The 14,691-nt window shown below is 72.3% G+C and carries 12 protein-coding genes, 3 pseudogenes and 1 riboswitch; of the genes and pseudogenes, 14 read left to right on the top strand and 1 reads right to left on the bottom strand.

Going from position 1 to position 14,691, the window contains the following annotated elements:
* Positions 1 to 28: 28 nt before the first annotated feature.
* Positions 29 to 694 carry a hypothetical protein gene (locus D6270_RS12690; protein WP_109165307.1) on the bottom strand — a complete coding sequence of 222 codons (666 nt, stop codon included), beginning with the start codon at positions 692 to 694 and terminating at the stop codon, positions 29 to 31.
* A 181-nt stretch (positions 695 to 875) separates the two neighbouring features.
* On the opposite strand from D6270_RS12690, the gene D6270_RS12685 reads away from it, so the two are divergent.
* The 14 genes and pseudogenes from D6270_RS12685 (at position 876) to D6270_RS12620 (ending at position 14,671) form a co-directional block, all read left to right on the top strand.
* Positions 876 to 1,622: an N-acetyltransferase gene (locus tag D6270_RS12685; RefSeq protein ID WP_109165308.1), complete on the top strand. Its 747-nt coding sequence runs from the start codon at positions 876 to 878 to the stop codon at positions 1,620 to 1,622.
* Positions 1,623 to 1,708: 86 nt separating this feature from the next.
* Positions 1,709 to 2,022: pseudogene (locus D6270_RS12680) on the top strand (restriction endonuclease subunit M); the annotation flags it as partial.
* A 102-nt stretch (positions 2,023 to 2,124) separates the two neighbouring features.
* Positions 2,125 to 2,729: pseudogene (locus D6270_RS32975) on the top strand (hypothetical protein).
* Complete coding sequence (locus D6270_RS12670) at positions 2,726 to 4,363, top strand: serine/threonine-protein kinase (RefSeq protein WP_109165310.1); 1,638 nt, start codon at positions 2,726 to 2,728, stop codon at positions 4,361 to 4,363. Before D6270_RS32975 ends, D6270_RS12670 begins: the two are co-directional and overlap by 4 nt.
* Before the next feature lie 141 nt (positions 4,364 to 4,504).
* Entirely contained in the window at positions 4,505 to 5,161 is a 657-nt protein-coding gene (locus D6270_RS12665; RefSeq protein WP_109165311.1) for a SurA N-terminal domain-containing protein, read from the top strand.
* A gap of 127 nt (positions 5,162 to 5,288) precedes the next feature.
* Positions 5,289 to 6,284, top strand: a complete 996-nt coding sequence (locus D6270_RS12660; RefSeq protein ID WP_109165312.1) for a nucleoside triphosphate pyrophosphohydrolase — start codon at positions 5,289 to 5,291, stop codon at positions 6,282 to 6,284.
* A gap of 125 nt (positions 6,285 to 6,409) precedes the next feature.
* Positions 6,410 to 7,123: a hypothetical protein gene (locus D6270_RS12655; RefSeq protein WP_109165313.1), complete on the top strand. Its 714-nt coding sequence runs from the start codon at positions 6,410 to 6,412 to the stop codon at positions 7,121 to 7,123.
* The gene (locus tag D6270_RS12650; protein WP_391040289.1) at positions 7,120 to 8,460 is read left to right on the top strand and encodes a cytochrome P450 family protein; all 1,341 of its coding nucleotides are present in this window, start codon (positions 7,120 to 7,122) and stop codon (positions 8,458 to 8,460) included. The genes D6270_RS12655 and D6270_RS12650 overlap by 4 nt, the downstream gene beginning before the upstream one ends.
* Positions 8,461 to 8,624: 164 nt before the next feature.
* Positions 8,625 to 9,622 (top strand): annotated as a pseudogene (locus tag D6270_RS33805) (transglycosylase family protein).
* A gap of 290 nt (positions 9,623 to 9,912) precedes the next feature.
* A riboswitch (cyclic di-AMP (ydaO/yuaA leader) is annotated at positions 9,913 to 10,110 on the top strand.
* Between the two features lie 5 nt (positions 10,111 to 10,115).
* Positions 10,116 to 10,832 (top strand): transglycosylase family protein, encoded by a 717-nt coding sequence (locus D6270_RS12640; RefSeq protein ID WP_109165315.1) that lies wholly within the window; start codon positions 10,116 to 10,118, stop codon positions 10,830 to 10,832.
* A gap of 347 nt (positions 10,833 to 11,179) precedes the next feature.
* On the top strand, positions 11,180 to 12,460 hold the full coding sequence (gene eno / locus D6270_RS12635; protein WP_109165316.1) for a phosphopyruvate hydratase: 1,281 nt from the start codon (positions 11,180 to 11,182) through the stop codon (positions 12,458 to 12,460).
* A 93-nt stretch (positions 12,461 to 12,553) separates the two neighbouring features.
* Entirely contained in the window at positions 12,554 to 13,024 is a 471-nt protein-coding gene (locus tag D6270_RS12630) for an FtsB family cell division protein (RefSeq protein ID WP_109165317.1), read from the top strand.
* A gap of 82 nt (positions 13,025 to 13,106) precedes the next feature.
* Positions 13,107 to 13,721, top strand: coding sequence for a DUF501 domain-containing protein (locus D6270_RS12625; RefSeq protein WP_109165318.1), 615 nt, complete (start codon positions 13,107 to 13,109; stop codon positions 13,719 to 13,721).
* On the top strand, positions 13,718 to 14,671 hold the full coding sequence (locus D6270_RS12620; RefSeq protein ID WP_109165319.1) for a Ppx/GppA phosphatase family protein: 954 nt from the start codon (positions 13,718 to 13,720) through the stop codon (positions 14,669 to 14,671). Before D6270_RS12625 ends, D6270_RS12620 begins: the two co-directional genes overlap by 4 nt.
* Positions 14,672 to 14,691 lie beyond the last annotated feature (20 nt).

Genomic DNA, 14,691 nt, shown 5'->3' with positions numbered 1-14,691 from the left:
TCCGTGCCCTGCGGAGCCGTGGAGCGTGTCAGGCCTTGCCGCCGCAGATCACGTTGTACGGCCTGCCCACCGCCATCATCAGCTGCATCGGCTCCGTCGCCGCCGCTGGGCACTCCTCCTTCTCCTCGACGAGGTCGAGGACCTTGAAGGCGTCGGACCCGGCCGAGGCGCAGGCGATCTCCTTGGCGGTCGGTGTGATGCAGTCACCCTTCACCAGCTGCCCGCCCCCGGCGCCCGCATCCCCGGGGTGGTCGCCCGTCAGGTTGCGGCCGCAGACGGTGTTGGTGGGGATGCCGCCGCCCTTCTTGTTGCCGCCGGAACCGAAGACCCGGGAGACCTGGATGATCAGGTCCGTCCCGGCCGGGCACTGGATCGCGTTGGGCAGGATGCTCGCGCTCCTGATCTCCAGCGCCTCGAAGGTCGCCCCGGAGTCGTCGCAGTCGAACGCGCGGTAGCCGTCCGGCTTGTTCTCCGGGTCCGGCCCGCCGCAGTCGCCCACCTTCCACGAACCGCCCTTGCCGTCCGAGGCGGAGGAGGGGGCCGACGAGGAGGAGTCCGAGGCGGAGGAGTCCTTGTCGCCGAAGACCTTGGACGCGCCGTAGCCCAGGCCGAGAATCACCGCCAGCACCAGCAGGCTCCGCAGACACCCGGCACCTCTGCGGGGACGGGAGGGCGTACTGCCTGGGTGGGTCATGGTGCTGCTCCTCATGGCGTCGTGCACGGGTACGAAGTCACGGGTGGGGACGCGGCATGAACACCTCACGGTTCCTCGGTCCGGGCTTCCGGAGAACGGCCCCCGGGATCGGCCGCCGCACGGGTCCGGACGGTCGGAAATGCCTGGTCGCAGGGGGTGTGGTCCGGTTAGGGTCGGCCGCATGGAACTGCGCATCACCACGCTCGCCGAGCGCCCCGAGCTCGCCGACGCCCTGGACCGGATGCCGGACGACTGGCCGGAGTTCGTCCTGGAGGACATCGTCGGCTGGGCCAACTTCGGGCGGGTGGCCGTCGAGTTCCCGCAGTACGTGCTCGTCGCCACCGACCCGGGCGGCACCGTGGTCGCCCGCGCCTACAGCGTCCCCTTCGAGGTGGACGCCCCCGGGCGCGGGCAGCTCCCCGCCGGCGGCTGGGACCGGATGCTGCTCTGGGCCTTCTCGGACCTGCGGCGCGGGCGGACCCCCGACACCGTCGGCGCGCTGGAGATCACGGTGGCCACCGGTCACCAGGGCAAGGGGATCTCGGGCCGCATGCTGGCCGCGATGCGGGAGAACGCGGGCCGGCACGGCTTCGGGGAGGTCGTCGCCCCGGTGCGGCCGAGCGGCAAGCACCTGCGGCCCGCGCTGCCGATGGAGGAGTACGCCCGGCTCACCCGCCCCGAGGACGGGCTGCCCGAGGACCCGTGGCTGCGGGTCCACGTCCGGGCGGGCGGGGTCGTGGACTCGGTGGCACCGGTGTCGATGACGGTGAGCGGGACGCTGGAGCAGTGGCGGACGTGGACCGGGCTGCCGTTCGACACGGACGGTCCGGTGGAGGTGCCGGGCGCGCTGGTGCCGGTGCAGTGTTCGCCCACGCACGGGTACGCCGTCTACGCCGAGCCGAACGTGTGGGTGCGGCACCGCGTGTGAGGGGGCACCAGGGCGCGGCGGCTGTCGCGGTACTCGACCCCTGGCGCGACCGGGCCCCGCGCCAGCCGCGCGTCCCCGTCATCGAACTCCTCGACGAGGCGACCGCAGGGGCCGTGCCCGGCCGCAACCTCCAGCTCCTGCGCCCCGATCCGGACGCCATCGACCCATGGTTCCTCGCCGGGTTCCTCCGGGGCACCGCCAACCACCGCCAGGCCAGCAGCTACGCCTCCACCGCCGCCCGGCTGGACGCCCGCCGCCGGCCGGACAGCAGCGGTACGGGGAGCAGTTCCGCGCGCTCGCCGCATTCGAGGACGCCCTGCGGACAGCGGGACGGCTCGGCGGGCAGCTGGTGAAGGCGATGTACGACGGGCTGACGGACGGTACGGTCACGCCCCGGTGACCTCATAGGCAACGGTTGGACACAACCGGGGACGGTCTGTCGGCGGCGGTGTATACGCTCACCTCACACGCCCGACTCTCGTACGCCTCCCAGGAGCAGCACATGCACGGCTACGGCTATCCGCCGCAGCAGCCGCCGACGTCCCGGCCGTCCTCGGGGACGATCACCACGCTGCGCGCGATCTTTGTTGTGCTGACCGTGCTGAGCTGCGGGTTCCTCGGGTGGGTGGCGATGCTGAGGCTCGCGGTCGTCACCCGTAAGCCCCGTGACTGGTGGCTGCTGGCGGTCACGGTCCTCCTCACCATCGGCCTGTCCGCCTTCTTCGCGGGCCTGCCCGAGGAGGAGGAGATGACGGACGCCCAGGCGCTGATCGGGATGGGCTGGCTCATAGTGAACCTGGCCGGCGTCATCACGTACTACCTGATCATGGAGACGCGGCACTTCGCCGGGCCCGGACCGTACGACACCCGGACGCCGGTGCCCGGCCCCGCCCCGTACCGGCCGGCCGTCCACCAGCACCCGCCCGCCCAGGTCCAGAACCAGCCGCCCGTCCGGCCCCAGGCGCAGCACCCGACGCCGCCGCCCATCCCGAACCCGTACACCGTCGAGACCACACCCCCAAGCCCGCGCCCCAGCGCCTCGACCAGGTCCGGGCGGAGCTGGACGAGCTCAGCGACTACCTCCGCAAGGAGGGCGAAGGCCGGTGAGCAACCGGGTCATCGCCGGGCGGTACGAGCTGGCCACCATCCTCGGCCAGGGCGGCATGGGCCAGGTCTGGACGGCGTACGACCAGCGGCTGGACCGCCGCGTCGCGGTGAAGCTGCTGCGTCCGGACCGGGTCGCCGGGCCCACCGGCAGCGACGCCGCCGACGAGCTGCGCCGCCGGTTCGTCCGCGAGTGCCGGGTCACCGCCCAGGTCGACCACCCCGGCCTGGTCACCGTCCACGACGCGGGCAGCGACGGCGACGACCTCTTCCTCGTCATGCAGTACGTGGAGGGCGCCGACCTCGCCGACCACCTGGCCGAGCAGGAACCGTACCCCTGGCCGTGGGCCGCCGCGGTCGCCGCTCAGCTCTGCGCGGTCCTCTGCGCCGTCCACGCGGTGCCGATCGTCCACCGCGACCTGAAGCCCCGGAACGTGATGGTCCGGCCCGACGGCTCCGTCACCGTCCTCGATCTCGGCGTCGCCTCCGTCCTCGACACGGACACCACCCGCCTCACGCACACCGGTTCACCGATCGGCTCCCCGGCCTACATGGCCCCCGAGCAGGCGATGGGCGGCGCGGTCGGCCCGTACACCGATCTGTACGCCCTCGGGATCGTCCTGCACGAACTGCTCAGCGGTGACGTGCCGTTCGCCGGGTCCACCGCGCTCGGCGTCCTGCACCGCCACCTCTACGAGCCGCCGGTGCCCGTACGGCAGAGCAGGCCCGAGATCCCGGCCGCGCTGGAGGCCCTCGTGCTGCGGCTGCTCGCCAAGGACCCGCAGGAGCGGCCCGCCTCCGCACAGGAGGTGTACGAGGAGCTGGCCCCCCTGCTCCCCAAGCACGGCGCCCCCGCCGGGCCCCTCGACCCGACCCGCCCCTTCCTGCGCCCGCACGCCCCCTGGCCGGACCGCGCCGCGACCCCGGCCACCTCGCCCGTACCCCCGTCCGTCTCCGTACCGTCGCAGGCCCAGGCCGGCACCACCCCCTGGCCCGCCGTCGCCTCCCTCCTCTCCCCGCCACCGCCGCTCACGGCCCCGGCCAACTTCACCCCGCCGCCCGCCCGGCCGGACGTCGCCCAGGCCGTCGACGAGGTGAAGAAGCTGCTCGGCGAGGGCCGGATCACCCAGGCCGTGGACATCCTCGGCGCGATCCTCCCGGCGGCCGCCGCCGAGCACGGCGAGCACTCCCCGGTCGTTCGCATCCTGCGCAAGCAGTACGCGGCGACGCTGATGGACGACGGGCAGTTCCGCCGTGCCCTCCCGGAGCTGCGCCGCCTCGCGGAGGACCGCACCGCCGAGTCCTGGCCGGCCGACCCCCAGGTCCTCCAGTTCCGTTACGACGCCGCCCAGTGCCTGGAACAGCTCGGCGAGGCCACGGCCGCGCTCGGCGAGTACCGCGCGGTCCTCCCGTACTACGAGAACGCCTACGGGGCCGTCACCACCGACCCCGGCCGCGCCCTCGACATCCGCCACCGCATCGGGCAGCTCCTGCTCGCGGTCGGGGACCACACGGCGGGGCGCGCCCAGCTCCAGGCGCTGCTGTACGACGCGGAGCGCACATACGGCCCGCACCACCCGCTCCCCGCCGACCTGCGCCGCCGCCTCAGCCACCAGCAGGACGTGCGCGGCGGCTGATTGCCGGGGCGGACCGCCCCCCACATCCCCAACTCCTACGGAATCGTTGGTCGAATCAGTGGCACCGATCACCACCACTGCCTAACATCGGTCACCGCAAGGCTTGTGCACCGATGCACAAACTCTCCACGGGAGGCTCCTTTGCACCGCCGTCGTCGCACCGCGCTCGCCGTCTCCGCCGCAACCCTGCTCGCGGCCCCACTCCTGGCCGCCTGCGGCAACGAGGCCCACCCCGGTGCCGCGGCCGTCGTCGGCGGCGAACGGATCGAGGTCTCGGCGGTCCAGGCCCAGGCCGCCGACGTCCGCGCCGCCCAGGAGAGCTCGCCCGAGGCGGCCCAGCTGGTCAACAAGTCGGGCCAGCTCAACCGCGCCAAGCTGCACGGGCTGATCTTCGGCCGGATCCTGGACAAGGCCGCCGAGGACGCCGGGGTCACCGTCACCCGCAAGGAGATCCAGGAGGCCCGGACCGCCGGCCGCGCGCAGTACGGCGGCGAGGAGCAGCTGCGGGCGATGATGCTCCAGCAGCGCTGGGTCGCCCCGGACCAGATCGACGGCGACATGCGCCAGGAGGTGCTGCTCCCGAAGCTCGCCAAGGCGCTCGGCGCGGACCTCGGCACCCCCGCCGGGCAGCAGGTCGTCGGCGAGGCGCTGACCAAGGCGTCGAAGCAGCTGAAGATCGACGTGAACCCGCGCTTCGGCGCCTGGGACGACCAGAAGATGCAGCTCGGCACCTACAAGGCGCCGTGGATCACCCAGGTCACGGAGTTCGCCCCGCAGCAGCCCGAGGCGGGCGCCTGAGCCGGGTCCTTGGGCGGGGCGTCCGAGCGCGGGCGCCGCTCGGGTATCGGCCGGGCGCCTGAGCCCGGGCGCCCGGCGGGCATCGGCCGGGCGTCTGACCCGGAAGCGCGGCGGGTAGGTTCGCGGGGTGAACGCTGAAGCCCCCGGCACGCCCACCGCCGGCCCCGGTGACCCCGGCCGCATCGTCCTGCTCACCGCCAGCCACCGGGTCGCGCCCGGCCTGCTCTCCTGGCCGGCCTGGCAGACGCTGCACGCCGCCGGCCAGGTCCTGTGCGCCGACCCGGACCACCCGCAACTGCCCTACCTCCGCGAGGCGGGCGTCCGCGTGGAGCACGCCGAGCCCTCCGCCGACGAGCTGGTCGCCGCCTGCGCGGACGGCCGCACGGTCGTGGTCCTGGTCGGCGGCGAGGGCGACAGCCGCCTGACCGACGGCCTGGCCCGGCTCGGCGGCTCGGGCCGGGTCGCCATGCCGGACCTGGAGCTGCTCCCCGGCTCGTACGACCTGCCCGGCGCCCGCCTCCTGGACCTCGTCCAGGTCATGGACCGGATCCGCCGCGCGTGCCCGTGGACCTCGCAGAAGACGCACAAGGGCCTCGCGAAATACGCCATCGAGGAGGCGTACGAACTGGTCGAGGCGATCGAGGACGGCGACCGGACCGAGCTGCGCGAGGAGCTGGGCGACGTACTCCTCCAGGTCGTCTTCCACGCGCGGATCGCGGAGGAGGACCCCGAGGAACCGTTCGCCATCGACGACGTCGCGGGCGGCCTCGTCGAGAAGCTGATCCACCGCCACCCGCACGTCTTCGGCGACGAGCGCGCCGAGACCCCGGAGGACGTCCACGCGCACTGGCTGCGCACGAAGGCGATCGAGAAGCAGCGCACCTCGGTCACCGAGGGCGTCCCCCTCGGCCAGCCCGGCCTGGCCCTCGCCGCCAAGCTGGGCAGCCGCGCCCGCACGGCCGGACTCGACGTCCCCCTCCCCACCGGCGACACCATCGGCTACGAGCTCCTCGCCCTGGCCGTGGCCGCCGAGGCGGACGGCACCGACCCGGAGGCCGCCCTGCGCGCGGCGGCCCGGGCGTACCGGGACGCGATCGTGGCGGCCGAGGGCGGGGCGGGTTAGTACGGTGACCTGAGAGGTCGCACGAGGGGCGGGGGCGGGCGGGGGCGGGCGGGGGCGGGGAACGGGAAGCGTCGGACGACGATGCCCGCCTGCGGGGCGCGGTACTGGGACGCGGTGCACACACCGTGCCGGAGTACCTTGCCGTCGGTCCCGAACTCCTGGAGGAGTGGCGGCGGGCGCGTCGGCCCACCGCCCACCCGCGCGGCCATCTGCTGGTGCGCGTGGCGATCGACTTCGCCCGGAGCGGGCCGGGCGAGGTCCCGCGAGAAGCGCTCCGCACGGCGCAGCCGCTGTATCGGCGGGAGCTGGTGGCGGCCCGAGCCGAGCCCTTCGACGACGGTCTCGGCTGGTCCCCCCACATCCGCCACGGGGTGACCGGGCTGCTGACTCCCGTGGGGAGGCAGGACAGCTGGGCCGTGCTCGGATCGCCCGTCGCCGATGTGGGGGACCGGCCGGAGAGCCCGCCCGTCCCGCTCGGCATGTGGACGCTGGCACTCCACGCGGCACCGGAGGAGGCCGCGCGGTGGACGGTGCGGCGGAACGCCCATCTGACGCTGGTGCCCCTGGCCGACGGCGATCCCGGGACAGCGGTGGTGCTCGGCCGCATCAACGCCACCCTCGGCGACATCGAGACCGCCGCGTTCTGGTACCGCAAGGGGGCGGACGCGGGGCACATCGGGGCGACGGCGTCGCTGGGAGAGCCGCTGGTCCTCCTCGACGCGGAAGCGGAAGCCGTCCCGTACCTGGAGGCCGCCGGGGCCGGCCACCCCGCCGCGGCGGAAGCCCTCACCGCACTCCGTGCGGTCACCGCCACCCCGCCCGATACCGTCAAGGAGTGACCGACACCCCCGCCTGCCCCCACCACACCCCCGCGCCCCCCGAAGACGCCCCAGCCATCCCCGAAGCGGCTCCCGAAGACGCCCCCGAGCTCTTCACCTGGGAGTTCGCCACCGACCCCTACCCCGCCTACGCCTGGCTCCGCGAGCACAGTCCCGTGCACCGGACCGCGCTGCCCAGCGGGGTCGAGGCGTGGCTCGTGACGCGGTACGGGGACGCCAAGCAGGCGCTCGCCGACGCGCGGCTCTCCAAGAATCCGGCGCACCACGCCGGGTCCGCGGCGGCCAAGGGGAAGACGGGGATTCCGGGGGAGCGCAAGGCGGAGCTGATGACGCATCTGCTCAACATCGACCCGCCGGACCACACCCGGCTGCGCCGGCTCGTCTCCAAGGCGTTCACCCCGCGCCGGGTCGCGGAGTTCGCGCCCCGCGTGCAGGAGCTGACCGATCGGCTGATCGACGACTTCGTCGAGAAGGGGGAGGCCGACCTCATCCACGACTTCGCCTTCCCGCTCCCCATCTACGCCATCTGCGACCTGCTCGGCGTCCCGCGCGAGGACCAGGACGACTTCCGGGACTGGGCGGGCATGATGATCCGCCACGGCGGCGGGCCGCGCGGCGGGGTGGCCCGGTCGGTGAAGAAGATGCGCGGCTACCTCGCCGAACTCATCCACCGGAAGCGGGAGAACCCCGGTGACGACCTGATCTCCGGGCTGATCCGGGCCAGTGACCACGGCGAGCACCTCACCGAGAACGAGGCCGCGGCGATGGCGTTCATCCTGCTCTTCGCCGGGTTCGAGACGACGGTGAATCTGATCGGGAACGGTACGTACGCCCTGCTGCGCCACCCCGGACAGCGTGCCCGGCTCGAAGAGTCCCTGGCGGCGGGGGAGAGCGCGCTGCTGGCCACCGGGATCGAGGAACTGCTCCGGTTCGACGGGCCGGTGGAGCTCGCGACCTGGCGGTACGCCACCGAGGCGCTGACCCTCGGCGGGCAGGAGATCGCGGCCGGGGATCCGGTGCTGGTGGTGCTGGCGGCGGCGGACCGGGACCCGGACCGGTTCACGGATCCGGACGCACTCGACCTCTCACGGAGTGACAATCAGCACCTGGGTTACGGACACGGCATCCACTACTGCCTGGGAGCACCGCTGGCCCGGCTGGAAGGCCAGGCCGCGGTGGCGACGCTGCTGAAACGCCTTCCTGGCCTACGACTTGCCGCGGAACCTGCCGATCTGCGCTGGCGCGGCGGGCTCATCATGCGCGGACTGCGCACGCTGCCGGTGCAATTCGAGCCGGGGCGACGCCTCCAGGAAAGTGACACGCTGTCACCTCTGTGACTTTCACGTGATCTGCGCTGCATCGACTTGTGACATGCGTTCGAGTCCCGCTAGGTTCACGGTTCGACACGTCGGCCACCGTTCACCGTTGGCCCGTCCGTCACTTGTGCAACAGCTTCATGCTCCTCAGTTCCTGCTTGTCAGTCGCACGGAAGGCAAACCCCATGGGCTCCGCGAACGGCAGACACCGCCGCCCTCGTCAGGCACCCGCCATCGTCGTCGCCGCGGGCGTGACCGGCTCGGCCATCGCCATCCCGCTCCTCGGCGCGGCAGGCGCACACGCGGCCGACGCCACCACCTGGGACCGGGTCGCGGAGTGCGAGAGCGGCGGCATGTGGAGTGCCGACCTCGGCAACGGCTACTACGGCGGGCTCCAGTTCTCGCAGGAGACATGGTCGGCGTACGGCGGTACCGCCTTCGCCGAGCGGGCCGACCTCGCCAGCCGTGCCCAGCAGATATCCGTCGCCGAGAAGGTCCTGGACGACAAGGGCCCGCAGGCCTGGCCGAGCTGCGCGGTGATCTCCGGCCTGGCGGTGGACGGCAGCCTCCCCGGTGTCGACCCCGGTACCACGCCCTCCGCCGACCCCACCGAGGACCCGACGACCGCCCCGGCGGACGAAGCGGATGAAAAGGGCGAGAGCGGCACTTCCGACAAGGCGGGCAAGGGCGAGAAGGGGGGCGGCGACGCCCTCGACCCCTCGGCGAAGCCTTCCGCGAAGCCCTCCACCGGGAAGGCCGGGGAGACCGGCAAGACCGGCGGGACCGGAAACGTCGAGTCCCCCGACGCCTCGCAGCCCTCCCAGGGCGCCGACCGCACCGGCGGCAAGCACCGGGGCGCCCCGGCCCCCGAGGAGACCGGCGCGGTGGACCAGGGGACGGCCCCCGCGAGTCCGGCCGGCACGCCTCGCGGGGCGAGGGTGACGCACGGGACGGCGGCGCGGTCGCCGACGGCGGCTACACCGTGCAGCCCGGGGACAACCTCTGGGCGATTGCTGACGCACAGAAACTTCCCCAGGGCTGGACCGGTCTGTACGAGGCCAACAAGGATCTCCTGGGCTCCGACCCGGACCTGATCCTGCCCGGGCAGAGCCTGGATCTGGGGCTGGACCAGGCCGGTCAGGCGGGTGCCGAGCAGGGCGCCGAGGTGCCTGCCGCCAACTGATCGAATTCGGGAAAACACCCCAAAATCGCGGGTAGTTCAGAGGCCTATGTCCACTTATGCGTAAGTGAGACATGGGTCTCTTTGCTTCAACTGGCGTGTTGCGTCCGCCCGCTCGGCGCAGATCCCCTCCGACCTGCGGAAACGGTCCATCAGGGTGGGCAAGTAAGCGCCGATTGGGCCATTATGTCCATCTTTGAATGTCGGGGTTGCCTGTGTTTACGGTCGGAACCGCTCGCACCGCGGGCCCCGTCGACCGTCACGCCGAATCCTGCCGTCGGTCGAAGGGAACAGACGCGTAAGCGCCGTAGGCAGGAGCGGGGGACCCAGGTAGGCCGCCGGGTCCGTACGGCCCCTTCGGAGGACAGCTCCTTCGAAGCCGGGGACGTACGGGAACGGCTTGGGGTGAAGTCGTGCGCAAGGTCGCGCGACCGGGCAACTCATCAGCCCGAACCCGACAGCTCACCTCGTAGGCGTCGGTGAGGAGATCCGTTCCATGCTGCTGAACAGCAAGGCCAAGCACCGCCGCCCCTCGAAGACCGTCCGTTTCGCCACCCTCGCGAGCATCACCGGTGCAGCCGTCGCCGTCCCGCTGATGGGCGCGACCAACGCTTCCGCCGCCTCCGTCTCGACCTGGGACGCCGTCGCCCAGTGCGAGTCCGGCGGCAACTGGTCCATCAACACCGGCAACGGCTACTACGGCGGACTGCAGTTCTCGCAGTCCAGCTGGGCCGCCGCCGGCGGTACGCAGTACGCCTCCCGCGCCGACCTGGCCTCCAAGGACCAGCAGATCGCCACCGCCGAGAAGCTCCTCGCCCTGCAGGGCCCGGGTGCCTGGGCGTGCGCCGGCGCCGGCGGCCTCACCAACGACGGTGTGGACCCGGGCGTGAACACCGGCTCCGGCCAGTCGCAGAGCAAGCCGCAGCAGGCGCAGCCCGAGCGCAAGGCCGAGCAGCCCACCACGCGCAGCGAGCAGCGCACCGCCCCGGCCGCCCCCAAGGCCGAGAGCTCCAAGAAGACCGTCACCACCCCGACCGGTGAGAAGGTCAAGAAGGGCGACGGCGAGTACAAGGTGAAGTCCGGCGACACCCTGAGCAAGATCGCTCAGAAGGAGGGTGTCAAGGGCGGCTGGAGCAAGCTCTTCAACCTCAACGACGACATCGTCGAGGACGCCGACCTGATCTTCCCGGGTCAGCAGCTCCACCTGAAGTAACAGCCGTCTCTCCTCCCCGGAGGGAGGGGGTCCGGCGGCACCCTCCCTCGCACGGCTCCCCGGCCCGGCGCGCTACTCCCCCCGTGCGCGTCGGGCCGGGGTCTTTCGGTGCGAGGGGCGCCGGCGGGCGGGCCGATCCGTTCACTTCTTGTCGGCAGCGCGCCGCCACTGCTTGTTACTACCCAGTAGATTTCTAGAGATTTGTCCCGTGATGCTGGTCCTTGGGTCCTTTTTCGTCCCAGGAGACGGGCGGTCGGCCGACTGACGCGGCCAGGCCGGTTAGGCTCGTGTCGCAAGGCCACAGTGACCCTGCACAACCAGCGTCATATCCCAGAAGGAGATGCCTCGTGCCGTCCATCGACGTCGTCGTAGCCAGGGAAATCCTCGACTCCCGGGGCAACCCCACGGTCGAGGTCGAGGTCGGCCTCGACGACGGCAGCACGGGCCGTGCTGCCGTTCCGTCCGGCGCCTCCACCGGTGCGTTCGAGGCCATCGAGCTTCGCGACGGTGACCCCAACCGCTACATGGGCAAGGGTGTCGAGAAGGCCGTCCTCGCCGTCATCGAGCAGATCGGCCCGGAGCTCGTCGGGTACGACGCCACCGAGCAGCGCCTCATCGACCAGGCGATGTTCGACCTGGACGCCACCGAGAACAAGGCCTCGCTCGGCGCGAACGCCATCCTCGGTGTCTCGCTCGCCGTCGCGCACGCCGCCTCCGAGGCGTCCGACCTGCCGCTCTTCCGCTACCTCGGCGGCCCGAACGCGCACCTGCTGCCCGTTCCGATGATGAACATCCTGAACGGCGGCTCGCACGCCGACTCCAACGTGGACATCCAGGAGTTCATGATCGCGCCGATCGGCGCGGAGTCCTTCTCCGAGGCCCTGCGCTGGGGCGCGGAGGTCTACCACACGCTGAAGAAGGTCCTCAAGACCAAGGGCCTGTCCACCGGCCTCGGCGACGAGGGCGGCTTCGCCCCGAACCTGGAGTCCAACCGCGCCGCCCTGGACCTCATCGTCGAGGCTATCAAGGAGGCCGGTTACGTCCCGGGCCGCGACATCGCGCTCGCCCTCGACGTCGCCGCCTCCGAGTTCTACAAGGACGGCGTCTACGAGTTCGAGGGCAAGTCCCGCTCGGCCGCCGAGATGACCGAGTACTACGAGGAGCTCGTCTCCGCCTACCCGCTGGTCTCCATCGAGGACCCGCTGTACGAGGACGACTGGGCCGGCTGGAAGGTCATCACCGACCGGCTGGGCGCCAAGGTCCAGATCGTCGGCGACGACCTCTTCGTCACCAACCCGGAGCGCCTGGCCCGCGGTATCGAGGAGGGCTCCGCCAACGCCCTGCTCGTCAAGGTCAACCAGATCGGTTCGCTGACCGAGACCCTGGACGCCGTGGAGCTGGCCCAGCGCAACGGCTTCAAGTGCATGATGTCGCACCGCTCCGGCGAGACCGAGGACGTCACCATCGCCGACCTCGCCGTCGCCGTGAACTGTGGCCAGATCAAGACCGGCGCCCCGGCCCGCTCGGACCGCGTCGCCAAGTACAACCAGCTGCTGCGTATCGAGGAGATCCTCGACGACGCCGCGGTGTACGCGGGCCGCTCCGCATTCCCGCGCTTCAAGGGCTGACCCGCAGTCGTAGGACGGTAGCCTCCGCCCGTCCCCGCACCCGGTCCCGTACCGTGTGCGGGGACGGACGTGCGTAACGGGGAGGCGGGAGACATGGCCGGGAAGGACCGGGACAGGTTCTCCACCGCGACCAGGCTGCGGCTGCTCGGCGAGCAGACCGCGGCCCGCGTGTACCGATCCCAGAACCGCCGTCAGGCGCGCCGCTCCCGGCTCACCGGCCGGGCCGCGTTCCTGGCGCTGGTGGTCTGCTCCCTGGTGGTCGCGCTGGCCTACCCGATGCGTCAGTACGTCTCCCAGCGCGACGAGATCGCCGAGCAGGAGCGGCTCTCGCGCCAGGCGGAGCAGCGCACCGAGGAGCTGCGGGACGAGAAGGCGCGGCTCCAGGACGACGCGTACATCATGCGTCTGGCCCGCCAGCACCTCCACTACGTACTCCCCGGGGAGACCGGCTACACCGTGGCCGACCCCGAAGCGGCGCAGGACCGCCGAGGGGATCAGGGCGCGAGCCACCGCCCCTGGCACTCCAACGTCTGGGACGGCGTGGACGGCGCCGACCGCGACTGACGCCCCCTCGCCCACGATCCTCCCCTCCCACGACCCTTCCCTTCTTCCCTCCGACGAGCTTCCGAGCAGAACCAAGGCAGGCATGGAAACGCCCCCTCCGCAGACCGAGTCCACCAAGCCCACCGACGCGGACATCGCCGCGTTCGAGCAGCAGCTCGGCCGCCCGCCGCGCGGCCTGCGCGCCATCGCGCACCGCTGCCCGTGCGGCAACCCGGACGTGGTGGAGACCCAGCCCCGTCTGGAGGACGGCACGCCGTTCCCGACGACGTACTACCTGACCTGCCCCCGGGCGGCCTCGGCGATCGGCACGCTGGAGGCGAACGGGGTCATGAAGGAGATGACGGCCCGTCTGGAGACCGACCCGGAGCTGGCCGCCGCCTACCGGGCCGCGCACGAGAACTACATCACCCGCCGCGACGCCATCGAGGTCCTGGAGGGCTTCCCGAGCGCCGGCGGCATGCCGGACCGGGTGAAGTGCCTGCACGTCCTGGTCGGCCACTCGCTGGCCGCCGGGCCCGGGGTGAACCCGCTGGGCGACGAGGCCATCGCGATGCTGCCGGAGTGGTGGGCCAAGGGCGCGTGCGTCACGCCGTGCACACCGCCGGCCAAAGGCGACGGCTGGACGGTGGAGGAGGGGGACGGCGGCCACTTCGCCTTCCGCCCGGCCGACGGCTCCACCGAAGGGCAGGGCGCATGACCAGGGTCGCCGCCGTCGACTGCGGCACGAACTCCATCCGGCTCCTCGTCGCCGACGCGGACCCCGCCACCGGCTCCTTCGCCGAGCTGGACCGGCGGATGACGATCGTCCGTCTCGGCCAGGACGTCGACAAGACGGGCCGGCTCGCCCCCGAGGCGCTGGAGCGCACTTTCGCGGCCTGCCGCGAGTACGCCGGGGTGATCGAGGAGCTGGGCGCCGAACGGGTCCGCTTCGTGGCCACCTCCGCCTCCCGCGACGCCGAGAACAGCGAGGAGTTCGTCTCCGGCGTCCGGGACATCCTGGGTGTGGAGCCGGAGGTGATCACCGGCGACCAGGAGGCGCAGCTCTCCTTCGACGGCGCCACCAAGGAGCTGACCGGCGGCGACCAGCTGGCGAAGCCGTACCTGGTCGTGGACATCGGCGGCGGCTCCACCGAGTTCGTGCTCGGCTCGGACGAGGTCGAGGCGGCCCGCTCCGTGGACATCGGCTGCGTACGGATGACCGAGCGTCATCTGACCGTGGACGGCGCCGTGGTGGACCCGCCCACCCACGAGCGGGTCGCCGCGGTCCGTGCGGACGTCGAGGCCGCCCTGGACGTGGCGGCCCAGGCCGTGCCGCTCACCGAGGCGGCCACGCTGGTCGGTCTGGCGGGCACGGTCACCACGATCGCGGGGATCGCGCTGGAGCTGACGGAGTACGACTCCGAGGCCATCCACCACTCCCGGGTCTCCCGAGGCCAGGTCCGCGCGATCACCGAGCACCTCCTCCAGGCCACCCACGAGGAGCGCGCCGCGATCCCCGTGATGCACCCGGGCCGCATCGACGTGATCGCTGCGGGCGCCCTCGTCCTGCTCGCCGTGATGGAGCGGACGGGCGCGCACGAGGTCGTCGTCAGCGAGCACGACATCCTGGACGGCATCGCCTGGAGTGCGGCAGAGGACCCTCGGTAACGCTCAGGGCGACCGGCCTC

The sequence above is a fragment of the Streptomyces griseus subsp. griseus genome (genome assembly GCF_003610995.1).
Lineage (GTDB): Bacteria > Actinomycetota > Actinomycetes > Streptomycetales > Streptomycetaceae > Streptomyces.
This window is presented reverse-complemented; position numbering and strand designations above follow the sequence as displayed.